At 64.0% G+C, this 20,821-nt stretch carries 23 protein-coding genes; 7 read left to right on the top strand and 16 right to left on the bottom strand.

Annotated elements, in window-relative coordinates; genetic code table 11:
* The first annotated feature begins 17 nt into the window (after nt 1-17).
* Nucleotides 18-593, top strand: coding sequence for a glycine zipper domain-containing protein (locus NCS03_RS04445; RefSeq protein ID WP_034471300.1), 576 nt, complete (start codon nt 18-20; stop codon nt 591-593).
* 58 nt (nt 594-651) lie between these two features.
* On the opposite strand, the gene NCS03_RS04440 is transcribed toward NCS03_RS04445, so the two are convergent.
* Complete coding sequence (locus NCS03_RS04440; RefSeq protein WP_250528803.1) at nt 652-903, bottom strand: hypothetical protein; 252 nt, start codon at nt 901-903, stop codon at nt 652-654.
* Between the two features lie 183 nt (nt 904-1,086).
* Here NCS03_RS04440 and NCS03_RS04435 point away from each other — a divergent pair, with 183 nt between their 5' ends.
* Nucleotides 1,087-1,539 carry a PA2169 family four-helix-bundle protein gene (locus NCS03_RS04435; protein ID WP_008350776.1) on the top strand — a complete coding sequence of 151 codons (453 nt, stop codon included), beginning with the start codon at nt 1,087-1,089 and terminating at the stop codon, nt 1,537-1,539.
* A 102-nt stretch (nt 1,540-1,641) separates the two neighbouring features.
* On the opposite strand, the gene NCS03_RS04430 is transcribed toward NCS03_RS04435, so the two are convergent.
* Entirely contained in the window at nt 1,642-1,863 is a 222-nt protein-coding gene (locus tag NCS03_RS04430; protein WP_008350777.1) for a hypothetical protein, read from the bottom strand.
* Nucleotides 1,864-2,185: 322 nt separating this feature from the next.
* On the bottom strand, nt 2,186-2,527 hold the full coding sequence (locus tag NCS03_RS04425) for a BON domain-containing protein (protein WP_008350779.1): 342 nt from the start codon (nt 2,525-2,527) through the stop codon (nt 2,186-2,188).
* A gap of 450 nt (nt 2,528-2,977) precedes the next feature.
* Between NCS03_RS04425 and NCS03_RS04420 the strand changes: the two genes are divergently transcribed.
* Nucleotides 2,978-4,465 (top strand): RNA polymerase factor sigma-54, encoded by a 1,488-nt coding sequence (locus NCS03_RS04420; RefSeq protein ID WP_175981825.1) that lies wholly within the window; start codon nt 2,978-2,980, stop codon nt 4,463-4,465.
* 72 nt (nt 4,466-4,537) lie between these two features.
* On the opposite strand, the gene NCS03_RS04415 is transcribed toward NCS03_RS04420, so the two are convergent.
* The 9 genes from NCS03_RS04415 to NCS03_RS04375 form a co-directional block, all read right to left on the bottom strand.
* Nucleotides 4,538-5,449, bottom strand: coding sequence for a YihY/virulence factor BrkB family protein (locus NCS03_RS04415; RefSeq protein ID WP_034471304.1), 912 nt, complete (start codon nt 5,447-5,449; stop codon nt 4,538-4,540).
* Nucleotides 5,450-5,565: 116 nt separating this feature from the next.
* Entirely contained in the window at nt 5,566-5,913 is a 348-nt protein-coding gene (locus tag NCS03_RS04410; RefSeq protein WP_008350784.1) for a hypothetical protein, read from the bottom strand.
* 107 nt (nt 5,914-6,020) lie between these two features.
* Nucleotides 6,021-7,475, bottom strand: a complete 1,455-nt coding sequence (otsA, locus tag NCS03_RS04405) for an alpha,alpha-trehalose-phosphate synthase (UDP-forming) (RefSeq protein WP_008350786.1) — start codon at nt 7,473-7,475, stop codon at nt 6,021-6,023.
* A gap of 191 nt (nt 7,476-7,666) precedes the next feature.
* The gene (locus NCS03_RS04400; protein ID WP_008350788.1) at nt 7,667-7,903 is read right to left on the bottom strand and encodes a hypothetical protein; all 237 of its coding nucleotides are present in this window, start codon (nt 7,901-7,903) and stop codon (nt 7,667-7,669) included.
* A gap of 224 nt (nt 7,904-8,127) precedes the next feature.
* Nucleotides 8,128-8,346 carry a hypothetical protein gene (locus NCS03_RS04395; protein WP_008350790.1) on the bottom strand — a complete coding sequence of 73 codons (219 nt, stop codon included), beginning with the start codon at nt 8,344-8,346 and terminating at the stop codon, nt 8,128-8,130.
* 222 nt (nt 8,347-8,568) lie between these two features.
* Nucleotides 8,569-9,972, bottom strand: a complete 1,404-nt coding sequence (locus tag NCS03_RS04390; protein WP_008350792.1) for a sigma-54-dependent transcriptional regulator — start codon at nt 9,970-9,972, stop codon at nt 8,569-8,571.
* A gap of 323 nt (nt 9,973-10,295) precedes the next feature.
* Nucleotides 10,296-10,529, bottom strand: a complete 234-nt coding sequence (locus NCS03_RS04385) for a hypothetical protein (RefSeq protein WP_008350794.1) — start codon at nt 10,527-10,529, stop codon at nt 10,296-10,298.
* Between the two features lie 71 nt (nt 10,530-10,600).
* Nucleotides 10,601-10,918: an ElaB/YgaM/YqjD family protein gene (locus NCS03_RS04380; RefSeq protein WP_008350795.1), complete on the bottom strand. Its 318-nt coding sequence runs from the start codon at nt 10,916-10,918 to the stop codon at nt 10,601-10,603.
* A 48-nt stretch (nt 10,919-10,966) separates the two neighbouring features.
* A complete protein-coding gene (locus NCS03_RS04375; protein WP_008350796.1) occupies nt 10,967-11,296 on the bottom strand; it encodes a hypothetical protein in 330 nt (109 codons plus the stop codon).
* A 589-nt stretch (nt 11,297-11,885) separates the two neighbouring features.
* On the opposite strand from NCS03_RS04375, the gene NCS03_RS04370 reads away from it, so the two are divergent.
* The 3 genes from NCS03_RS04370 (at nt 11,886) to NCS03_RS04360 (ending at nt 14,323) form a co-directional block, all read left to right on the top strand.
* Nucleotides 11,886-12,953, top strand: coding sequence for a sigma-54 interaction domain-containing protein (locus NCS03_RS04370; protein ID WP_008350797.1), 1,068 nt, complete (start codon nt 11,886-11,888; stop codon nt 12,951-12,953).
* Between the two features lie 294 nt (nt 12,954-13,247).
* Nucleotides 13,248-13,802 (top strand): hypothetical protein, encoded by a 555-nt coding sequence (locus tag NCS03_RS04365; protein WP_008350798.1) that lies wholly within the window; start codon nt 13,248-13,250, stop codon nt 13,800-13,802.
* Complete coding sequence (locus NCS03_RS04360; protein WP_250528802.1) at nt 13,799-14,323, top strand: hypothetical protein; 525 nt, start codon at nt 13,799-13,801, stop codon at nt 14,321-14,323. Before NCS03_RS04365 ends, NCS03_RS04360 begins: the two co-directional genes overlap by 4 nt.
* A gap of 62 nt (nt 14,324-14,385) precedes the next feature.
* Here the strand turns inward: NCS03_RS04360 and NCS03_RS04355 are convergent, their stop codons facing one another.
* The 4 genes from NCS03_RS04355 to NCS03_RS04340 all read right to left on the bottom strand — a co-directional run bounded on the left by NCS03_RS04355 (nt 14,386) and on the right by NCS03_RS04340 (nt 18,304).
* Nucleotides 14,386-14,787, bottom strand: a complete 402-nt coding sequence (locus tag NCS03_RS04355) for a type II toxin-antitoxin system HicB family antitoxin (protein WP_175981817.1) — start codon at nt 14,785-14,787, stop codon at nt 14,386-14,388.
* An 11-nt stretch (nt 14,788-14,798) separates the two neighbouring features.
* A complete protein-coding gene (locus NCS03_RS04350; protein WP_074168898.1) occupies nt 14,799-14,999 on the bottom strand; it encodes a type II toxin-antitoxin system HicA family toxin in 201 nt (66 codons plus the stop codon).
* A gap of 173 nt (nt 15,000-15,172) precedes the next feature.
* Nucleotides 15,173-16,528, bottom strand: a complete 1,356-nt coding sequence (locus NCS03_RS04345; protein ID WP_033536675.1) for an ABC transporter ATP-binding protein — start codon at nt 16,526-16,528, stop codon at nt 15,173-15,175.
* A 12-nt stretch (nt 16,529-16,540) separates the two neighbouring features.
* Nucleotides 16,541-18,304 carry an ABC transporter permease gene (locus tag NCS03_RS04340; protein WP_008350803.1) on the bottom strand — a complete coding sequence of 588 codons (1,764 nt, stop codon included), beginning with the start codon at nt 18,302-18,304 and terminating at the stop codon, nt 16,541-16,543.
* A 726-nt stretch (nt 18,305-19,030) separates the two neighbouring features.
* On the opposite strand from NCS03_RS04340, the gene NCS03_RS04335 reads away from it, so the two are divergent.
* Nucleotides 19,031-20,716 (top strand): sensor domain-containing diguanylate cyclase, encoded by a 1,686-nt coding sequence (locus NCS03_RS04335; RefSeq protein ID WP_250528801.1) that lies wholly within the window; start codon nt 19,031-19,033, stop codon nt 20,714-20,716.
* The last annotated feature ends 105 nt before the right edge of the window (nt 20,717-20,821 follow it).

Here is a 20,821-nt window from a genome sequence, read left to right as displayed (position 1 = left end):
GCCAACAAGGAGGGAACATGTCCCTGATCATTGCGGGCCGATTTCAGACTTTTCGCGCGGCCGAAACGGCAGCGCAGAAGCTCTTTGCGCGCGGCTTCCTGGAAGAAGACGTGACGCTTTTCTTCGTCAATCCGAGCGGCCAGCACGCACGCCATCCGATCGGCGGCGATGTCGGCACCGATGCGGGTGCGAGCGGCGCGCCCAAGGGCGCCGGCAAGGGCGTGACGATCGGCGCGGTGGTCGGCGCGGTCATCGGCGCCGCCATCTTCGCCGTCTTCAAGGCGCCGCTGCTGGTTTCGGTGATCGCGGCGGGCGTCGGCGCGTACGTCGGATCGCTCGTCGGCGCGATGTCGCATACGAAGAAGAAGCCGCACGGCGCGGCGCAAGCGGAAGAGCCCGCGCGTCATGCGGGCGTGCTGGTGGCCGTGCACGTATCGCCGGAAACGCACGATCAGGCCGCGGCGGTGCTGCGTGAAGCAGGCGGAATGGACATCGAACGCGCGTCGGGCCGCTGGCAACAAGGCCGCTGGAGCGACTTCGATCCGCTGAAGCCGCCGCAACCGGCTGGCGAGTTCGCGCAATCGCGCGTGTGATCGTAGTTTCGCGCCGTATCGATGAAACGCCCGCTTCGTGCGGGCGTTTTCGTCTGTGCTAGACCCAGGGCGCGTTCGGCCGATTCGGCTGCACGTTGGCGCGAATGGCGCAGTCGGCCGGCAGCACGCGCCCCTTCTGCGCATGTGCGACGGGCGGCTCGCAGATGCGTCCGTATTCCGCGCGCGAAACGTGTGTCGAGCGCGCGTGCGCGTCGATGCTTTCTTGTCGGACATGCAAGGTCAGCGCCGATGCGGCGACAGCCGCCAGCACCAGAAACTCGCGATGCGCGAGCCGGTTGAAAAATTTCACTGCGTTCTCCTGTTGCCTTGTCGCGCGCACGTCCCGAACCGGTCGCGCGCTGTAGTGCGGTGACGGCAGCAAGGCGTATGCCGCGCGGCCCGCGATCGGGCACGCCGCGTGCGTCATGAATCCGCGAGCCGCATCCCGCAGGGGTTGCGCAGTGGCAATGTCCTAACGAAAAGGAGGTCTCATATGAGCACGAATGTCGTATCGGTACTCAACGATCTGGTCGAAACCTCGAAGGACGGCGAAAAGGGTTTTCTCAAGGCCGCCGAGGATACGCGTGATCCAAGCCTCAAGCTGCTGTTTCAGAATCGCGCGCAAAAGTGCGCAGAGGGCGCGCGCGAATTGCAGGACATCGTTGCACGCCTGGGCGGCAAGCCCGAAACCGGCGGATCGGTGTCGGGCGCGCTGCATCGCGGCTGGGTCGACGTGAAGTCGGCCGTAACCGGCCATAGCGATCACGCGATCCTCGCCGAATGCGAGCGCGGCGAGGATGCAGCGAAGAAGAATTATCGCGAGGCGCTCGACAAGGACCTGCCCGCCGATGTCCGCGCCGTGGTGGAGCGCCAGTATCAGGGCGTGCTGGAGAATCACGACCGCATCCGCGATCTGCGCGATCAATACGCAGCCGCGAAGTCCTGATGCTGACGCGGTGAAGCACGCGGCCCGGCTTTCCGGGCCGCTTCGAAAGCAAACGGCCGCACGAAGCGGCCGTTTGTTCGTCAAGCGACAGTACGACGCGGGTTACTGCGGCTGACCCTTGTCATTGGTGCCGAGCGCCGAAGCCGCCGCCGCTGCGGATGCGCCGTGCAGCTTGTGCGCCTTGTTCTGCTGATGCAGATTGGTGCCCTTCTGCTTCTTCGCCACCGGCGCCGAGGCTGCCGCATCGGAGGCTGCCTGGGCGAATGCCGTCGTCGAGAATGCCAGCGCGAGCGCGCCGATCAATGCCATCTTTTTCGTCTTCATGAAGAGCTCCTTTTTGCCGGGGCCTCTGAACGCCGGGCTACTGCGCATTCGTGAGCCGCCTGTTTGAGTGTCGACCTGAACGGCCGTCTCGTTTTTGAGTTTCGAAGTGCTGCGAGGTGCTGCGCACTGGTGAAGCGTCTTGCGAGAACTTGCGACTGAAGCACCGGACGACGAAAACGTGAACCGATGCCTCCAAGCGAGAACCCGCGCTTCGTCCGAGTCATCGCCTTTTGCGGCGAATCGTCGAACCCGCGCGGGTTCCGGTACTGCTGGCACTCAACCGCGGCCCGCCGAGGCGAAGCCGGGCATACGAACTATGCCATTACTTGGCGGCAATTTTAAGATGGTTCTTCACGGAAGCAACACCCGAGACGTTCGAGACGACTTCTTCGGCGGCGGTCTTGTCTTCCGCCGACGGCACCGTGCCCGTCAGCGACACGACGCCCGCGTGCGTCTTGACGTGGATATGCGTGGACTTGACGTTCTTCGCGCCGAGCAGTTCGGCCTTCACTTTGGTGGTGATCGCGCTGTCGTCGACCTTCTGGCCCATCGACGTGCCGGAACCGCTCGTCGACGACGCTGCGTTGGTCTGTGCGCCGACGTTGAGCGCGAACACCACGCACGCGATACCGCCGGCTGCCTTCAGGATTTGAGTCGTCTTCATGTCGATACTCCCTTTTTTCGATTTTGGTCTGACGCCGCGTTCACGCATTCCGTGCTAGACGCGGCTCTTCGATGACGTCCGCGCCGTAGCACGCGGATCGTGAACTTCGTTCCGCAACTTGCGTGCCAGATCCGGCGGCCGCGCGAGCCGACCGAAGCCGAAGCGTCCTGAATGCCCCGCGCGGCAAGGCCTGAGTGCGTAGGCGAACAAATCTTCGACGTTCATCGGAAGGCTTGCCCGCGCGCAACGCGACGCGCCTGAAACCCGCAGCGGTTTTGTCTGAGCGCGTGTAAAAACTGCGTGAAAGCGGCCTCGGAAAGGCTTCAAAAGAAGGGTGCCGGTGACGAAAAACGTAGTCCCTGCACGACCTTAACGTTCGATGGCATGGCTGTTGCTTTAGTAGTCGCAAACCTGCCCATCACGTCTGGAACAATCGAGGATTAGCAAGCAATGCCGCCTACACTCGAACTACGCGCGAAGCAAACGCTCGCACTCACGCCGCGCCTTCAACAGTCGGTTCGCCTTCTGCAACTCTCGTCGCTCGAGTTCCAGCAGGAACTGCGAAACGCACTGGATACCAACCCCTTTCTCGAATACGACGAGTCCCAGACCGAGGACAACGCGCTCGGCGCCGACAACGGCAGCTCGATGTCCGACTCGACCCTGTCGACCACATCCGACAACGCCACCGAGACGCCGCTCGCGCCCGAAGCGAGCATGGAAGCCGAAACGAACGTGGATTCCGGCTCGCGCGACGATTCCGTCAGCGAATTCTCGTCCGATCCGTTCGGCCGCGGCGCGTCGCGCAACAACGGCGACGGCGAAGGCTCCGATCCCGCCGACTGGGTTCGCATCGAACCTTCGTTGCACGAAACGCTCCACGACGCGCTGCGCCTTTATCAATTGAACGAACGCGATCGCGCCATCGCGCAGCTCATCATCGAAGCGCTCGATGACGACGGCTATCTGCGGCAGGACTTGAGCGACCTCGCGAATGTCGTGGAGATCGAACCCGCGCTTCACGAGGACGAACTCAACATCGCGCTGAAGCTCGTGCAGTCGCTCGACAAGCCGGGCGTCGGCGCGCGCAATCTCTCGGAATGCCTGACGCTCCAACTCCAGGCGCTCGACGAGGACACGCCGGGCCGCGCCGTTGCGATGGAAATCGTCGCGCATCATCTGGAGCGCCTCGCGCGCCGCGAGCAGGCGGAACTGCAGAAGAAGATCGGCTGCAGCGCGGATGAACTGCGCATCGCGTGCGCGCTCGTACGCCGCCTCGATCCGAAACCGGGCGAGAACTACGGGTCGAGCGAGGACAACTACGTCGTGCCCGACGTCATCGTGCGTCAGGTGAAAAAGCAGTGGGTCGTGACGATCAATCCGGCGGTGTTGCCGCGTGCGCGCATCCATCGGATGTACGCGGAACTGTTCGCGCAGTCGGCCGGAGCGAGCCGTTCGCCGCTCGCGCAGCAGTTGCAGGAAGCGCGCTGGCTGATTCGCAACGCGCAGCAGCGCTTCACGACGATTCAGCGCGTGGCCGAATGCATCGTGTCGCATCAGAAGGCGTTCTTCGATTACGGCGAAATTGCGCTGAAGCCGCTCGTGCTGCGCGATGTCGCCGATGAACTCGGCCTGCACGAATCGACCATCTCGCGCGCGACGGGCAACAAGTACATGGCGACGCCACGCGGCATCTTCGAGTTCAAGCACTTCTTCCCGCGCGAGCTGTCGACGGAAAGCGGCGGCACGTGTTCGGCCGCGGCCGTGCGCGCGCTGCTCAAGGAAATGATTTCGAAGGAGAACACGCGCGATCCGCTCTCCGACGTGAGTCTCGCGAAGATGCTCGCCGATCAGGGCGTGATCGTCGCGCGCCGGACGGTAGCGAAGTATCGCCATCTGATGAAGGTGCCGCCTGCGGAATTGCGTCGTCAGGCGTAAGGCGTTTCACCCATCACAGCGGGTAACTGCTGAAGAGGCCGTCCCTTCGCGGACGGCCTCTTTCATTGATGCTCAACGCCAGCCCGATGCGCGATGCGTGCGCTTCCTCGCCGCCGTCGCCGCTAGCTCCGCGCCTAGCAGAAACACCGCCGCCGAGTAGTACAGCCACATGAGGATGATCGCGAGCGAACCGGCCGCGCCGAACATGTTCGCCGTGCCCGCGTGCGCGAGATAGAACGCGAAGAGGCGCTTGCCGGCTTCGAAAAGCATCGCGGCGGCGGCGGCGCCGAGCGCGGCATCGCGCCAGAGCATGCGCGTCGTCGGCAGGAATTTGAGCAGCACGGTGAAGGCGATCATCAGCACGCCGAGCGATATCGCGCGTCGCGTCAGCCCCGAGAGCACGACGAACGGACTGCCATCGCCCAGCACCCAATGTCCGAGCAACTCGACGAGCGCGTCGAGCACGAGCAGCACCGCGACCAGCAAACCCGAACCGACCACGAGCCCGAACGACATCAGCCGCACGCGCAGCAGCGTGACGATGCTTTCGCGCGTGCTCACGGCGGGCGTTGGCCAGATGACGTTGAGCGCGCTGTGCAGCGACGAGAATGTCGCCGATGCGCCGATCAGCACGCCCGCGAGCGACAGGATCGCCGTGCTGCGCGCGATGTCCGCGTGCCACGCGTTCGCGACGATCGCTTCCAGCGCGTGCGCCGCATCGACGCCGACGACGCCGCTGATTTCGTCGAAGAGCCTGCCTTGCACGGCATCGGCGCCGAAGAAGACGCTCGCCACCGCGATCACGATGACGAGTGTCGGCGCAAGCGAGAACGCGGCGAAGAACGCGATCGCCGCCGAGAACATCAGGCAGTGGTCCTGCGACCATTGCATGACGGGATCGACGATCCACGAAAGCCAGCCGAAGCGCGACGTGCGGCCCGATGCGACGGGCGCGGATTGTGTGGCGGAGACGTCCTGATCCATCGTGAGCGTGACTGGGAGCAATCCGACGATGTTAGCCCCGCGATGCGAAGCGCGTGTAAAAAGCGGCGCGCTCCGTCCGGAGCGCGCCGCTTGCAGTGTGCCTCAGCCGATGCGTGTCAGGATCGATCGGCTGCGGGGTCGGCGTCCTCGTCGGGGAGATCGCGCGTTTCGTCCTCGATTTCGTCGGGCAGGATGTCGGCATCGGCTTCCAGATTGTTGTCGCCATCCGCCGATGCCGCCTCGCCCGTGCCGAAGCGGTCCGTATCGCTGTTCAGCTCCGCCTCGGACTGCCCGAGCGCGTGGGCGTCGAGCTCGTCCTCGATGTCGCCGGGATAGCGCTTTTCGCCCTGCACGTCGGAGCCGCTATCCGACGAGTCGCTCGGGCCGAGCGCGCCGGTGCCGTGTCCCTTGCCGTATTCCGCGCCGTCGTCTTCGGGCGGGTTCAATGTGCTTCCGCTCATCATGACCTCCTTCGTTCGTGTCCACGATGAATCCGCAAGTCCCGTTCCGCGCGTAAAAAACCCGCGCTTCTTTCGAAGCGCGGGTTCTCTCTATCGGCGAATCGGAGCGTTCAGGCCTTGGCGGCCGGCCGCTTGGCTTCGGACGCGCCCTGCTTCACGGTCTTGACGGTTTTCTCCGTGACGGAAGTCGCCGTCGCGACGCTGCGCAAGTCCGACAGGAACGAATCGCGCCAGACCGAAAGATTATTCTCGCGCAGCGGCGCCATCATGTCGGCGTGACGCGCCTGGCGTTCGGCGAGCGGCATCGACAATGCGCGCTCCAGCGCTTCGGACATCTGCGACAGATCGAACGGATTGACGACGAGCGCGCCCGGCAACTGGTCCGCCGCGCCCGCGAACTGCGACAGGACGAGCGCGCCCGGATCGGCCGGATCCTGCGACGCGACATATTCCTTCGCGACGAGATTCATGCCGTCGCGCAGCGGCGTCACGTAGCCGACTTGCGAGAGCCGGAACAGCGCCATCAGCAGATTGCGCTCGTATTTGCGGTTGAGATACTGGATCGGCGTCCAGTCGAGCTGCGCGAAACGTCCGTTGATGCGCCCCGCCTCGCCTTCCAGATTCTGTCGAATGCGCTGATAGGTCTGCACGTCCGAGCGCGTCGGCGGCGCGATCTGCACGAGCGACACGCGCCCATGCCAGCCGGGCGCATTCAGCAGCAGGCGCTCGAACGCCTGAAAGCGCTCGACGAGACCCTTCGAGTAGTCGAGACGATCGACGCTCATGATGAGCTTGCGGCCGCGCATGCTGTCACGCAGGCTTTTCACCGGCTTGCGGTTCGAGAACTGCTCGGCGGCCTTGGCGATGGCGTCCGGATAAATGCCGATTGGATACGCGCCCACCTTGAGCATGCGGCCGAAGGCCTGAAGCATGCCGTCGTCGTCATTGTAGTGGCCGCGGCTCGTGCGTTCCACGTAATCGATGAACGACTGCTTGTCGGCATCCGTCTGAAAGCCGACGACGTCGTACTGGCACATCGCCGCGATCAGTTCCTCATGCGGCGGAACCGTACGCATCATCTCCGGCACCGGAAACGGAATATGCAGGAAGAAGCCGATCGGATTCGCGACGCCGAGCTTGCGCAGCTCCTGTGCGAACGGGAGCATGTGATAGTCGTGCACCCAAATGATGTCGTCGGGCTTGAGCAGCGTCTTCAGCTTGGCCGCAAGACTCGCGTTCACGCGCATGTAGCCCGCGTACTCCTCTCGATCGAAGCGCGAGAGGTCGTTGCGATAGTGAAATGTCGGCCACAGGGTGGCGTTCGAGAAACCTCGGTAATACTGGTCGTAATCGCGGCGCGTCAGGCCGACGGTCGCGTAGGTCACTTTTCCGCTGTTCTCCAGAACAGGCGCGCCCGATTCGCCGACGATCTCGCCGCTCCATCCGAACCACACGCCCCCAGTCTCCTTGAGCGCGTCCAGAACGCCGATCGCGAGGCCGCCCGCGCTGGGCTTGCCTTCCTGGATCGGTGCGACGCGATTCGATACCACGATCAATCTGCTCATTACAGCATCACCTCATCAGTTGTCGTTGCATGCTCGAATTGGCGATAAAGGGTATGCAAAAGCTGTGCCTTTTTGTTCGTTTTTGTAAACGAAAGTTTGTATGGAGATGTTACGGACGAACGAAAACACGCGACGAAGGCGCGCCGCGTAGAAATTTTTGTTCTTTTGCCGGATGCCGCCGCCGGCTGAAATCACGAGTCCTGCTCGGAGCCCAAATCGCGCTGATAGTCGATTCCTTCGCGCCGCACGCCGCCCTGATTGTGTTCGCCATCGGGCGGAACGCCAGGCGCGGGGCGGTTCTGCGAGGCGGGATCGTGTTCGGCGGGCGGTGCGGACGCGCTCTGCGTGCCGGCCGACTTGGCGGCTTCGGCGCGCGCTTCGCGCTTGGAAGAATGACGCGCGGAGCGTCGAAGTGCGGGATGCCTCATGATGCCTCCAGGTAAGAAGGCCGTCGCGATAGTGACGTCGGCGGCGTCGGACCGATGCGCTGCGATGAGCGCGGCTTCAGAAAAAACGACCGGCGACAGAACGTGTCGCCGGTCATCGTTGCGTCATCCGTTGTAATCCCTACGTCCGGGATGGAAACTTATTCAAACCTTGCACGAATTCTGGGCATTGTCCAACGTCTGCGGTTCAACATCGTTCTGACACGCTATTGCACATGCGGCTGATCGCCCGGTCCAGGCGGCGGATCGCCGATCGGCTGCGACGGCGGTTCGGGCGGCTCGCGCGTCGGGTCCGGATTGGTGTCGGGCGGAATCGGCGTGGGCGGCGGCTGGTCCGGCGGCGTCACCGGCGGGTCCGGCGGCTGCGGCGTCTGAGCTTCGAAACGGGCATCGTCGGAAGCGCGGATCGACATGTTGAGTGACATGATGGGCTCCTTGCGGTCTTGTGATCGTACTTTTCCCATCCGCGACACGCACTGGCGCGACTGCGCGGATGTCATTCGATCGGCAGCAAGGGCCATGCCCCTGAGACACATCGGCTACGTTCGCTTCTGAGACATTATCGGCGTAGAAAACGCGCCTGCCAATGAAAAACGCCTGCGGTTTTACAAGCCGCAGGCGTCGATTTGTCTAAAGATACGCGAAGTTCAGGGATTTTCGCTGTCGGAATCGCTTATGTCGCCGCCTTCGCCGACGGCAGCCTTGTTCGCATCCTCGCCGTACTCGACGAGCCGGTTATAGAGCGTTTTCAGGCTGATGCCGAGGATTTCCGCCGCGCGCGTCTTCACGCCGCCGCACTGATCGAGCGTCGCCAGAATGAGCTGACGGTCAGCCTGCGCGAGCGACGTGCCGAACGGAATTGTCACCGCCGTGCCCGCCGACGGCTTCGAAAGCGAAATCTGCAGCGGCACGGTCGCGGTGCTGTCCGAGTCCGACGCCGACATGATGTACGCGCGCTGCACGTAGTTCTTCAGTTCGCGCACGTTGCCGGGCCAGTTGTACGACGCCAGCATCTCGCGGACGGCGGGCGGGAAATCCTTTTTCGTGTTGTACCGTGCGTTCAGTTCGTCGAGAAACGCCTGGCCGAGCAGCTCGACGTCCTTGCCGCGCTCGCGCAGCGGCGGCAGGTTGATCGGGAACACGTTCAGACGGTGATAAAGGTCGAGGCGCAGCTTGCCTTCGAGCACGGCCTGCTCGGGATCGCGATTGGTCGCGGCGATCAGGCGCACGTCCGTCTCGATTTCCTTGGTCGTGCCGACGCGCATGAACATGCCCGTCTCCAGCACGCGCAGCAGTTTCACCTGAAGCTCGATCGGCATTTCGGTGATTTCGTCGAGGAACAGCGTGCCGCCGTTCGCGCGTTCGAAATAACCCTTGTGCTGCCGATCCGCGCCCGTGAACGAGCCGCGCTCGTGGCCGAACATCTCCGATTCGATCAGGTTCGGCGAGATCGCGCCGCAGTTCACCGCGATGAACGAATGCTTGCGGCGCAGCGAGAGCTCGTGCAGCGTCTGCGCGGCGACTTCCTTGCCGGTGCCCGACTCGCCGATGAGCAGCACCGATGCCGCCGTCGGCGCGACGCGGCCGACCTGGTCGTAGACGGTCTGCATGGCAGGTGAATTGCCCAGCATCAGACCGAAGCGCCCCATGCGGCGCAATTCGCCGCGCAAGGTGCCGATTTCCGCTTTCAGGTCGCCGGCGCGCGGCAGGCGCGAAAGGATGGCCTTCACGCGCTGCATGTTGATCGGCTTGACGAGGTAGTCGGCGGCGCCCATCTTGAGCGCGCTGACGGCGGATTCCACCGTCGCGTGTCCCGTAATGACGATGAACTCGACGCCCGAGCGCGGATCGAGATCCTCGAACAGGTCGACGCCCGTGCCATCGGGCAGTTTGAGATCGGTGAATACGACGTCCGGCGTTTGCCGCACGAGCTGGATGCGCGCCTCGCGCAGATCGCTGGCGGTGGCCGTCGTCAATCCGTCTTCGCCGATGATCGCGGCTAGCGCCTCGCGGGTACTGGGATCGTCATCGACAATCAATACGTGTGGCATTGCGTTTCGAATTCTTCCTAAGCGTTTCAGGGTCACACGCCAGGTGGCGGCGTGGTCTTCTCCGCGCGGCGGCGCTGCCGCACGGGCCGGTGCGATTCGCGGTTACGGCCGAAAAAAGATAATCGGCGTCACGCAGAATGCGCGAAAAATAAAATAATTTCCGATTTCTGCACGCTTTATTCGGCCCAAGTAAGTTTTTCCATTTAGGCAACTTATGGCCGAAGTTTCACTGATTATAAGCGTTTATCAAGATGAAAACGCACGCTGGTCCAGCGTGCGTTTGATTGATCGGACCATTAATTCGGCCGAATGTCTGAAGTGAATCAACTCCGCGGAAAATGCCATGCATCGGCGGTGCCGCCGACCGCACCGTGGCCATTTACCGCCTGCCCGCTCGCGCCGGTGGCGGGCGTGAGCACCTTGCCGCCCTCGTCTTCCCAACGGCTCAGATCGCGTGCAGTGCGCCGCCCGGCGTCCTGAGACTGCACCCACTTCCATGCGAGAACGCCGCCTAGCGCGAACAGCGCGCCGAAAATTCCGATTGAAGGCCGTGCCATTTGTGTTCTCTCCTTCGTCTAATGAAAATCGCCGCTGTCAGGAAAGCCGGCCGGAGCGATAAAGCTGTAAATCACCGCGAAACCAGAAGTCCCACCAGAAAACCGACGCCCGCCGCCATGCCGAGCGATTGCCAGGGATTGTCCTTCACGTATTTCTCGGTGCAATCGACGCCTGCGCGGTATCGGCTTTGCGCACTCGCCTGTGCATCTTCGAGCGCGCCGCGCGCCGAATCGACGTGATCGCGCAGACGCGAGCGCAGCGCATCGACGCCCTCGCCTGGCAGCGTCGCCGACAAGCGCAGCAATTCCTCCGCGTCGTTCAGCAGCACCTTGATGTCTTCGATGATCTTTTGCTTGCCCAACGCAAGCTGGACAGTCGTTTGACTCATGGAATGTAGTCCTCGCCCAAGTGGGTTTGTCGGGATCGTCGGCGCGCGTCAGCGCGTTTCGGCGACCGGCACGCCCGCGACGCGGAGGCGCTCGCCCGCCGCGCTCCGCGCGCGCAGGCTGCGCACGACGCCGCTCGCCATCAACGCGCCGCCCATCGCGCCGAACACGAGGCTCGTTACGTTCGCGGCACGCGCGAGCGCTGGCGTGCCCGCCGCATAGCCTAGCACCGCGCACATCAGCGCGGTCACGAGCGCGACAGCGGCCCAGTGATAGATGTCGATCGGCTCGCCGGCCGTGAGTTCCTTCCGGGTCCGGGCCGGCCGCGTGGGAATCGAGCGCGGATGTGCGCCCCCGTCGAAGTTGAAAATGTCTTCCATGATGCGTTGCCTCTCTCGCCCATCCTCGTGTGTGCGCCTCCGAGACCGCGCCCGTCGGCAATTTTTCGAATATGAGTCACGATGTGAGCCCTATCTTGCAGCTTTCGTGCCAGATCCGGCGACACCGCGTAGGACTGCCGATGGGAGGCGAACCCGCCGACGATCGGGTAACAATTACGCCGTCGCCTTGTAAATTTTCAGTACGGCAAGGAGAACCTTTCCGGAAGCGCCGCGAGGGCCCGCGCGATGCAGACAAAATGCGCTGAACGGCCGGCCCGCGCATTGCCGCAATGTCGTTGCGAATGGTTAAATAGCGTTTATGAGATAGGTGCGTTTGCAACGAACCGGCTCTGAACAAGCAGCCGATGCAGACGCGCCTGGACCGACGCTCAACCAGGAACGACGCTCACGGATCGCGTGAGTCTCAAGGGCAGCGCGCAAGGGCGCGTCATATGCCGATGCGCGCGGTCATCCACGGTTGCGCCGCTCGCGCGCGCCGAGCCGCGCCAGGCCGATTGCAACCGGAAGCGCCCGCGCGAGTCCGCCGCCCGCCCACTACATACGCAGCACTCAGGAACGATCAGGACACATGGCGTCAACCGATCTGGATCAGCCGCCCGCCGCGGTCGGCGATACACCCGCGCAAAGAAAACGCAACACGGGGGAAGTGCCGGGCTTGAAGTCTTATGGACTGCTCTATGGCTCGTCGCCCGTGATGCAGGAGTTGTACGCGCAAATCGAGCGCGTGGCCGCGACCGATGCGACCGCGCTCATCATCGGCGAGTCGGGCACAGGCAAGGAGCTCGTCGCCCGTACGATTCACGACCACAGCGCGCGCAAGGACGCGCCGTTCATCGCGGTGAACTGCGGTGCGATTCCCGACAATCTCATCGAGGCCGAGCTCTTCGGCCACGAGAAAGGCAGCTTCACGGGCGCGGTGCAGGGACGCATCGGCTATTTCGAGCATGCGAACGGCGGCACGCTCTTCCTCGACGAAGTGACCGAGATGTCGCCCGTGCGCCAGGTCAAGCTGCTGCGCGCGCTCGAAACAGGCACGTTCTTTCGCGTCGGCGGCAACGATCTCATCAGCTCCGATGTGCGCGTGATCGCGGCGACGAACCGCGATCCTGTCGCGGCCGTGAAGGAAAACGGCCTGCGCGAGGATCTCATGTACCGGCTCGCCGTATTCCCGCTGCGCGCGCCGCCGTTGCGCGAGCGCGATTCGGATCGCGAACTGCTCGCACAGCATTTCCTGTCCGAAATGAACGCGCAGGAAGGCACGAACAAGGTCTTCAGCAAACGCGCGCTCGACGTGCTGCGCACGTATTCGTGGCCGGGCAACGTGCGCGAACTGAAGAACACGGTTTATCGCGCGTTCATTCTGGCGGAGAAGACGGTGGAGATCGCGCATCCGCATCTCGCATCGCGCGTGAAGAAGCCCGTCACGCAAGGCGACGCGATGAACGTCTGGGTCGGTACGCCGCTCGCCGATGCGCAGAAGCAGATCATCCTCGGCACGCTCAAACACTGCGGCGGCGACAAGCGGCGCGCCGCGAAAGCGCTCGGGGTGAGTCTGAAGACTTTGTACAACCGCTTGGGCGCGTACGAAAACGAGGACACCGAGGGCAGCGACGCGTCGTCGAATAGCGAAAGCTGAAGCGTATCCGAGGCGATATCCGCATGACCGGGAAGCGAGCGCAGACATCCGCGCTCGCTTTTTTTTCGCCCTCGGAGCGGTATGTGGATCGAAACGTGCTCTTCACGCTTGCAATTTCTTGCAATTTTCTCAAACCGGTAATTAGAAGCATGCTTCAAAATGCGCGGAGCCCGCGTGCGCGTTTCGTCGCTTCGCATTGCCGGGCGGTGACTTGAGGGCGGAACCTCAAGTAGATTCGAGCCCCTCGAACCCCGATCGCAAGCGTCGGGAAACGGAAGACGAAGGAAAAGCAACATGCAGATCAGGGTTCATCGGCGCGGGTCGCGTGCCGCCGCGCTCGCCGCGATCGTTTCGGGCGCCATCGCTTGCGTGAGTCTCAGCGGATGCAACTCGCTCTACAGCGAAGGCGCGACGGCCGGCGCCGGTATCGCGGGCGCCGCGGTGGCAAACAGTGTCACCAGCAACGCCGCCGTCGCAACGGGCATCGGCCTCGGCGCGGTCGCCGCCGCGCGCGCGGGCGTGCAGTACACGCAGCGCGTCGCGCATACCTACTCGCAGGATCAGATTGCGACGGTCGCCGGTCCGCTCGCGGTCGGCGCGGTTGCGCCGTGGAAGGCCGTGCATTCAGTGCCGATCGAGGACGACGAAAAAGGCCGCGTGACGGTGAGCCGCACCATCAGCAGCGGCGTGCTCGAATGCAAGGAGATCGTGTTTTCCGTCGATCGCGACGCGACCAAGGACCGCCCCGCCGACAGCGCGTTCTACGTGGCATCGGTTTGCCGCGACGGCAACAAGTGGAAGTGGGCGTCGGCCGAACCGGCTACGCCGCGCTGGGGCGCCCTGCAATGACGCTGTCTTTCGACGTATCTTTTGCGCTGCGTCTTGGGCTCGTCGCTGCCGGCGCGGCCGCGTGCGTGACGATGAGCGGCTGCGCATCGATCGGCGCCGCGACGGGTGCGGTGGCGGGCGTCGCGACCGGCGCGTTCACGACGAACCCGGCTGTGGGCCTGGGCGTCGGCATCGCGGTGCAGGCCGCCACCGACGAACTCGTCGCGCGCACGATGAAATCGCTGCATCAGGATCAGCAGGTCATGATCGCGGTGACGGCGGGCATGTCGCAGGTCGGCGAAACGCGGCCATGGAAGGTCAAGCATACGTTGCCGGTCGAGAACGGCCACGGCGAGGTGCGCGTGCTGCGCGAGTTCAATAGCGCGCTCGCGAGCTGCAAGGAATTCGCGTTTTCGGTCGTCGATGGCAACGATGCGAAAGCGCCCGCCGAGTGGTTCGTCGCTACGGCCTGCCAGCAGTCCGAAGGATGGAAATGGGCGTCGGCGGAACCGGCCGTCGAGCGTTGGGGGAATCTGCAGTAGGTTTCCCGCGGCTGGATATCGAACGCGTGGCGCCCCTCACGGGCGCCGCGTTTTTTGCGGTCTCAGCCGTTCGCGATCGCTTCGAGCGCGACCCGCGCCAGAAAGCCGCTGCGGGTTTCGTGGCGCGCCTCGACGTAGCTGTCGATCTTGCGCAGCACGAATCGCGGCAGGCTGATGTTGATGCGCTCGGGACGCGAGTCGAGCTTCGAGAGATCGACTTCGACGTAGGCCCAGATTGCCGTGGCGAAGTCGGGATCGACGATCAGTTCCTCGATGCTTCGCGACGTGATTTCGACTTCCCCGCCGTCTTCGATAATCGACTCGATGTGGAAGAAGATGGCTTCCCGGGCGTTATGAATCGCTTCGTCGATCGTATCGCCGGCCGAAAAAACGCCGGGCACATTGGGCACGGTCACGCCGTAGCAGCTATCAGGATCCTTGTGAATGGCGAGGGCAAACTCCATGTCCAACTCCGTTACGACGAATACAGACGGTTGAGCAATCCGGCGGCTTTGAGTACCGATCTGACGGTCCCGATCGCCACGTCTTTCTTTGGATGAACCACAGTCACACAACCGGTCTTGGTCCTGTGTCTGAACTGGTGATGACTGCCGCGCGAGCGAACGCGCTCCCACCCGTCATCCAGCAGCATTCGTATCAAGCGCGATGAATCCATCTCGTCTCCGAACGCTGCGTGTGTAGCTTTACACACGCAGCAACACTGTTCAAGACGAAAACGGTACGATTCAACGCACCGCGCGAACATTCAGCCAAACGGCCAACGCGCAAAGAAAAAGCGCGGCGCCGTCGCCGGCAACCGCGCTTCGCGTGCTTGCATCCACAGGAAACTCAAGCCTCCACGTCCTCCAGGCTCAGCATCTCGGTCTGATCGTTGTACGAGAAAATTTCCCCGTAGCGGCCCCAGTCGATAACCGCATCGAGCGTTTCCTGCGCGGCCTTGTCGGAGAGAAAGTCCTCCAGTTCCTGCTCGAAGCGCAAGCGCGGCGCGCGATGCCCAGGCCGCTCGTTCAGCACCTTCTTGATCCGCGCCGCCAGCGGCACGTGCCGCAGCAGATGCTCCGCGAACATCATCTTGCGCTCCTGCGTGCCGAACTCCGCGAACACGCGCGCCTGCGGCGTCAGATAGATGTCGCCCTCGCGCACGTCCGCGAAACCGAGATGTTGCAGCACTTCCGCGATCGGGAAGAGATCGTCCACTTCGAGATGCAGCGACCGCGCGATTTCCGGCATGTCCGCGCGGCCGTGGTACGGCTCGGCCGCGAGCGTTTCGATGAGACCCGCCATCAGGTTCGTCGAGACTTCGGGCAGCCAGCTTCCCAACTCCAGCCCCTTCTTCTTCGCTTCGCCCATCTGCCGCGCGGTCATCTTCGCGTAGATATCGTCGACGAGACGCCGGAACGCCGGATCCAGGCGATTGCGCGGATGCTTGAACGGCACCTTGATCTCGGCCATCACGCGGCCCGGATTCGACGACAGCACGAGAATGCGGTCGCACATGAACACCGCTTCCTCGATGTTGTGCGTGACGATCAGCACCGACTTGATCGGCATGCGCCCTTGCGTCCACAAATCGAGCAGGTCGGTGCGCAGGTTTTCGGCGGTGAGCACGTCGAGCGCGGAGAACGGCTCGTCCATCAACAGCAAGGTCGGATCGACGACCAGCGCCCGCGCGAAACCCACGCGCTGACGCATCCCGCCCGACAATTCACGCGGATACGCGTTCTCGAAGCCGTCGAGACCGATCAGGTCGATCGCGGCCAGCGCGCGCTCGCGCCGCTCGCGCGCGGCCACGCCTTGCGCTTCCAGACCCGCTTCCACGTTCTGCAGCACGGTCAGCCACGGAAACAGCGCGAAGGTCTGAAACACCATCGCGACGCCCTTCGCGGGACCACGCAACGGCTCGTTCAGATAAGTGACTTCGCCGCCCGTCGGCTCGATCAGCCCGGCGATGATGCGCAGAAGTGTCGACTTGCCCGAGCCCGAACGTCCGAGCAACCCGACGATCTCGCCTTCGCGCAGCGAGAGATTCGCATCGTCGAGCACGAGCAGTTCGCCCTGCGTCTTGTTGAAGCCGCGGCTCACGTTCGCGACGCGCAGGATTTCCGCGCCGAGACGCGGCGGCGTGCCCTGGGGTCGCCGCGAGTCTTGCGCAGCGGACGTCTGCGTAGTTTTCAGGTTCTGCATCGGAACTCGTCCTCAATCCAGCCGGAGTCTTGCTTCGGCGTAGGCGTATAGCGGGCGCCACAACAGTCGGTTGAACAGCGTGACGAACAGCGACATCACGGCGATGCCAAGAATGATTTTCGGATAGTCGCCCGCGGCGGTCGTCTGGGCGATATATGCGCCGAGACCATGCGCGACAACCTCCGTCTTGCCCCACGACACCGCTTCCGCGACGATGCTCGCGTTCCACGCGCCGCCCGAAGCGGTGATCGCGCCGGTGATGTAGTAAGGGAAGATGCCGGGGAGCATGCATTTCTTCCACCACTGCCAGCCGCGAATCTGGAAGTTGGTCGCGGCCTCGCGATAATCGTTCGGGTAGGAAGACGCGCCCGCCACCACGTTGAAAAGGATATACCACTGCGTGCCGAGCACGATCAGCGGCGAGAGCCAGATATCCGGGTTCAGATGCCAGCGCACGATCACGACGACGAACACCGGAAACAGCAGGTTCGCCGGGAACGCGGCTAGGAACTGCGCGAGCGGCTGGATCTTCTCGGCGAGCGCTGGGCGCAGGCCGATCAGCACGCCGAGCGGCACCCAGATCACCGAAGCGATCGCGATCAGCACGACCACGCGCAAGAGCGTGATGAAGCCGAGCACGAACACGTGGCCGACTTCGCTCCACGTGACGCCCGTCGCGACGAACGACGCGACCTTCCACACGACGAACACCGTGACTAGCAGCACGGCCGTGCCCCACGCGATATCGCCCGCGCGCGTGGACGGCACCTTCGCGCGCAGCGGCAGGCCGACGTTTTCCAGCGCGCCCTGCAGCGACGGCAGCTTGATCGGCACGCGCGCCGCCTTCGCGAGAATCCAGCCGGCCGGAACCAGCAGACGATGAATCAGGCGCGTGCGGCGGATCAGGTCGAGCAGCCACGACTTCGGCTCGTCGCCGGAACTCGTGTTCTCCATGCGGAATTTGTCCGCCCACGCGACGAGCGGGCGGAACATCAACTGGTCGTAGGCCAGGATGACGACGGTCATCGCGAGAATCACCCAGCCGATCGCGGAGAGATTGCGCTCGCCGATGGCGGTCGCGAGATACGCGCCGATGCCCGGCAGTACGATCGTGCGGTTGCCGACCGTGATCGCCTCGGAGGCGACCACGAAGAACCAGCCGCCCGACATCGACATCATCATGTTCCAGATGAGGCCCGGCATCGAGAACGGCACTTCGAGCTTCCAGAAGCGCTGCCAGTTGGTGAGATGAAAACCGCGCGAGACTTCGTCCAGATCGCGCGGCACCGTGCGCAGCGACTGATAGAAGCTGAACGTCATGTTCCACGCCTGACTCGTGAAGATCGCGAAGATCGCCGCGCATTCGGCGCCGATCACGCGCCCCGGGAACATGGCGAGGAAGAACGTCACCGTGAACGAGATGTAGCCCAGCACCGGCACCGACTGGAGAATGTCGAGAATCGGCACGAGCACGATCGACGCGCGCCGGCTCTTCGCCGCGAGCGTGCCGTAGATCAGCGTGAAAATGAGCGACGCGACCATCGCCAGCAGCATGCGCAAGGTCGTGCGCAACGCGTATTCGGGGAGATTCGCGGGGTCGAGCGAGATCGCCTGGGTCTGCAGGGTCGAGATCGGCGCCAGGGTCTCGTGGAAACCGACTGCGGCGAGCGCGATGATGCAGATGATCATCGGGAACGCGACGAAATCCCAGCGGTTGGGCAGGATCCGCCACGCCGACGCATTCGCCGTGCGATTCAGATTGAAACCAAATTCCATGCAAGGCCCTCCCCGTAAGGCTTTGTTCCGACCGCGCCGGGCGCGGGATGTTGCTTCCGACGGCAGATAACCGTCAGGCGGGCAAGAAGCCTCTGCCCGGGACGACCCCATGCTCAACGCACGGAGCCGCCGAAACGACGACACGTTCAGCTCGCAGCGCGGCGCCAGGCAGTCGCCGCGTCAGACGATCCCCGTTCTGAACCGCGCGACACTACACCAACCCGCGTGACAGGCACAACCTTCATGCGGTCCGGCACGCGAATCATGCGATGTTTCTGTTGCTCTTCGGCACGGCACGGGCAAAATGAAGGGCAGCCCGCGTCGAATGCGCCCGGCGCTCGTGCTTTCGCTTCCTTTCAGTTTGGCTGCGGCTCGCCGCTATTCGACGAAGAAGCGCCAGCGCGTGCGCCCGGCGCGCGTCCGTTGTGTTGGACAGACGTCGCACGCCGTGACATGGCGCTTGATAGGCGGCAAAAAACATCGTCCAATCTGGGCTTATCACAAACAATAATTTGAGCGCCGATGCGATGCGAGACGCCAGATCCGAGCCGAATAACCGCCTGAGCCGCGCCCGCCGCCCCGTTGCGAGCACAAGCCGGAATACGGCAGACATCACGCGCTGCAATCCACACGCCCGCGTCGACCGCCATGTGCACACCGCGCCGAATGGCCGGCATGGCGCATGCGACCTTTGTCTCGCGTGAACCTCCCATGCGCGCGCGTCCGATGAACAAACTCATCCTGCACCGTGTGATCGCGACGCTCGGCATCGCCGCGTTGGCGTGCGCGTGCTGGGTGGCCGCCGGCTTGTTGTCGGACCGAATGGTACAACAGGAGATGACGGCGACGGTGCGTACCGAGCGTCAGATGGCGGGGTCGATCGTCGACAACATGGCGCAGATCATCGCGAGCGATCTGGCGATGTCGCGCGCCATTCCCGCCACGCTCGCGCAGATGGACCTCACGCAGCGCGCGCTCGCGGAGTCGCGGAATTATGCCTCGAACCCGGCCGGGACGGAACTCGAACGCCGCAAGGACTGGACCGCGCGCCCCGCGCTCGAAAAGGTCAATCACTTCCTGCACGACGCGCAGGGCTTCTCCGGCCTCGACTCGATCTGGCTCGTCAACGAGCGCGGCTTCTGCATTGCGTCGAGCAACGCCGCCGACGACGACAGCTTCATCGGCTACGACATGAGCGCCCGGGGCTATGTCGCCCGCGCGCTGCTCGGCGGCTTCGTCGAGATGTACGGCGTCGGGCGGCTGTCCGGCGAGCCGGGCATCTTCATCGCGGCGCCCGCTTACGAAGACGGCATCCTGGTCGGCGCGGTGATCGCCAAAGTGAGCATCGACCGGCTGCGGCACTGGGTGTCGCGCGCCGGCACCTTCGTGACCGATGAAAACGGCGTCGTCGTGATGGCGCACGACGGCCGGCTCGAATACCAGGCGATGCCCAATGCGCCCATCGCGCGCATGACGGAGCGCGAACGCGTCGAGCACTATCGGCGCGAGTCGTTTCCGGAGCTGCGCATCGCGCACATCGGCGAGCAGATGCGCGCCTCGGAGCACTGGCTCGCGCCCGCGCTCGCGCAAACCTTCTACGCCGCGAACGGCAGCAACGTGCCTTCGCTCTACGACGAGCGCACGGGTCTCAATTCGGGACTGTCGGCGCATATCGTGCATCCGCTCACGAGCTGGCCGGAGATCAGCCGCAATCACAGCCGCGACCGCTTCCTCGTGTTCCTGACGATGCTCGGCGTCGTGACGCTCGCGATCGTGATCGCGACGTCGTATTCGCGTGAGCGGCGCCTGCACCGCGCGACCCGCGATCTCGCTGAACAGCTCCAGTCGGCCAATACGCTGCTTTCGGCCGAAGCGCGCCACGACGCGCTCACCGGCGCCCTCTCGCGCCGCTATTTCCTCGACACGCTGCGTCACGAAGTGGAGCTCGCGCGCTCGGTCGGCACCCCGCTGTCGGTGGCGATCGCGGATCTCGATCACTTCAAGCAGATCAACGACCGCTTCGGGCACGCGTCGGGCGATCGCGCGCTGGAGCATTTCGTCGAAGTGTGCCGTGCGCAGCTTCGTCCGAGCGATGCGATCGGGCGGCTCGGCGGCGAGGAATTCGGCATCCTGCTGCCGCAAACCCCGCTCGCCGACGCGCACGCCGTGCTTGAGCGCCTGCGGAAGCGCTTCCATCACGAGCACTGCGCGCATCTGCCGGACGACGCGACGCTGTCGGTATCCATCGGCATCACGGAGCTCGCGCCCGACGACGCGCTCGAATGGATTCTCTCGCGCGCCGACCTCGCGCTTTACGAGGCGAAATCGCGCGGGCGCGACCGCAGCGAAGTGCGCCCCGCCGATCCCGGCCCGTCCACCCGGCATCCCGAAGACACGCTGGCCGGCAAGTAGCCGGCCGAACCGGCGCGTCGAGTCACCGCACGGTCATGCGCGTGCCGCGACGCGCACGCATCGCGCAGGTATCATCGATGTTCGAAATCGAATGCCGCTGGCGTG

It is taken from the genome of Caballeronia sp. ATUFL_F1_KS4A (assembly GCF_023630905.1).
Taxonomy (GTDB): Bacteria; Pseudomonadota; Gammaproteobacteria; order Burkholderiales; family Burkholderiaceae; genus Caballeronia; species Caballeronia zhejiangensis.
Note: the sequence above shows the minus strand (reverse complement) of the source record. Positions and strands in the feature narration are given on the sequence as shown.

What these genes read in the sequence shown, in the direction of transcription:
- NCS03_RS04445 (WP_034471300.1), top strand. Translation starts at nt 18, where the DNA reads ATGTCCCTGATCATTGCGGGCCGATTTCAGACTTTTCGCGCGGCCGAA.
- NCS03_RS04435 (WP_008350776.1), top strand. Translation starts at nt 1,087, where the DNA reads ATGAGCACGAATGTCGTATCGGTACTCAACGATCTGGTCGAAACCTCG.
- NCS03_RS04430 (WP_008350777.1), bottom strand. Translation starts at nt 1,863, where the DNA reads ATGAAGACGAAAAAGATGGCATTGATCGGCGCGCTCGCGCTGGCATTC.
- NCS03_RS04425 (WP_008350779.1), bottom strand. Translation starts at nt 2,527, where the DNA reads ATGAAGACGACTCAAATCCTGAAGGCAGCCGGCGGTATCGCGTGCGTG.
- NCS03_RS04420 (WP_175981825.1), top strand. Translation starts at nt 2,978, where the DNA reads ATGCCGCCTACACTCGAACTACGCGCGAAGCAAACGCTCGCACTCACG.
- NCS03_RS04415 (WP_034471304.1), bottom strand. Translation starts at nt 5,449, where the DNA reads ATGGATCAGGACGTCTCCGCCACACAATCCGCGCCCGTCGCATCGGGC.
- NCS03_RS04410 (WP_008350784.1), bottom strand. Translation starts at nt 5,913, where the DNA reads ATGATGAGCGGAAGCACATTGAACCCGCCCGAAGACGACGGCGCGGAA.
- otsA (WP_008350786.1), bottom strand. Translation starts at nt 7,475, where the DNA reads ATGAGCAGATTGATCGTGGTATCGAATCGCGTCGCACCGATCCAGGAA.
- NCS03_RS04400 (WP_008350788.1), bottom strand. Translation starts at nt 7,903, where the DNA reads ATGAGGCATCCCGCACTTCGACGCTCCGCGCGTCATTCTTCCAAGCGC.
- NCS03_RS04395 (WP_008350790.1), bottom strand. Translation starts at nt 8,346, where the DNA reads ATGTCACTCAACATGTCGATCCGCGCTTCCGACGATGCCCGTTTCGAA.
- NCS03_RS04390 (WP_008350792.1), bottom strand. Translation starts at nt 9,972, where the DNA reads ATGCCACACGTATTGATTGTCGATGACGATCCCAGTACCCGCGAGGCG.
- NCS03_RS04385 (WP_008350794.1), bottom strand. Translation starts at nt 10,529, where the DNA reads ATGGCACGGCCTTCAATCGGAATTTTCGGCGCGCTGTTCGCGCTAGGC.
- NCS03_RS04380 (WP_008350795.1), bottom strand. Translation starts at nt 10,918, where the DNA reads ATGAGTCAAACGACTGTCCAGCTTGCGTTGGGCAAGCAAAAGATCATC.
- NCS03_RS04375 (WP_008350796.1), bottom strand. Translation starts at nt 11,296, where the DNA reads ATGGAAGACATTTTCAACTTCGACGGGGGCGCACATCCGCGCTCGATT.
- NCS03_RS04370 (WP_008350797.1), top strand. Translation starts at nt 11,886, where the DNA reads ATGGCGTCAACCGATCTGGATCAGCCGCCCGCCGCGGTCGGCGATACA.
- NCS03_RS04365 (WP_008350798.1), top strand. Translation starts at nt 13,248, where the DNA reads ATGCAGATCAGGGTTCATCGGCGCGGGTCGCGTGCCGCCGCGCTCGCC.
- NCS03_RS04360 (WP_250528802.1), top strand. Translation starts at nt 13,799, where the DNA reads ATGACGCTGTCTTTCGACGTATCTTTTGCGCTGCGTCTTGGGCTCGTC.
- NCS03_RS04355 (WP_175981817.1), bottom strand. Translation starts at nt 14,787, where the DNA reads ATGGAGTTTGCCCTCGCCATTCACAAGGATCCTGATAGCTGCTACGGC.
- NCS03_RS04350 (WP_074168898.1), bottom strand. Translation starts at nt 14,999, where the DNA reads ATGGATTCATCGCGCTTGATACGAATGCTGCTGGATGACGGGTGGGAG.
- NCS03_RS04345 (WP_033536675.1), bottom strand. Translation starts at nt 16,528, where the DNA reads ATGCAGAACCTGAAAACTACGCAGACGTCCGCTGCGCAAGACTCGCGG.
- NCS03_RS04340 (WP_008350803.1), bottom strand. Translation starts at nt 18,304, where the DNA reads ATGGAATTTGGTTTCAATCTGAATCGCACGGCGAATGCGTCGGCGTGG.
- NCS03_RS04335 (WP_250528801.1), top strand. Translation starts at nt 19,031, where the DNA reads ATGAACAAACTCATCCTGCACCGTGTGATCGCGACGCTCGGCATCGCC.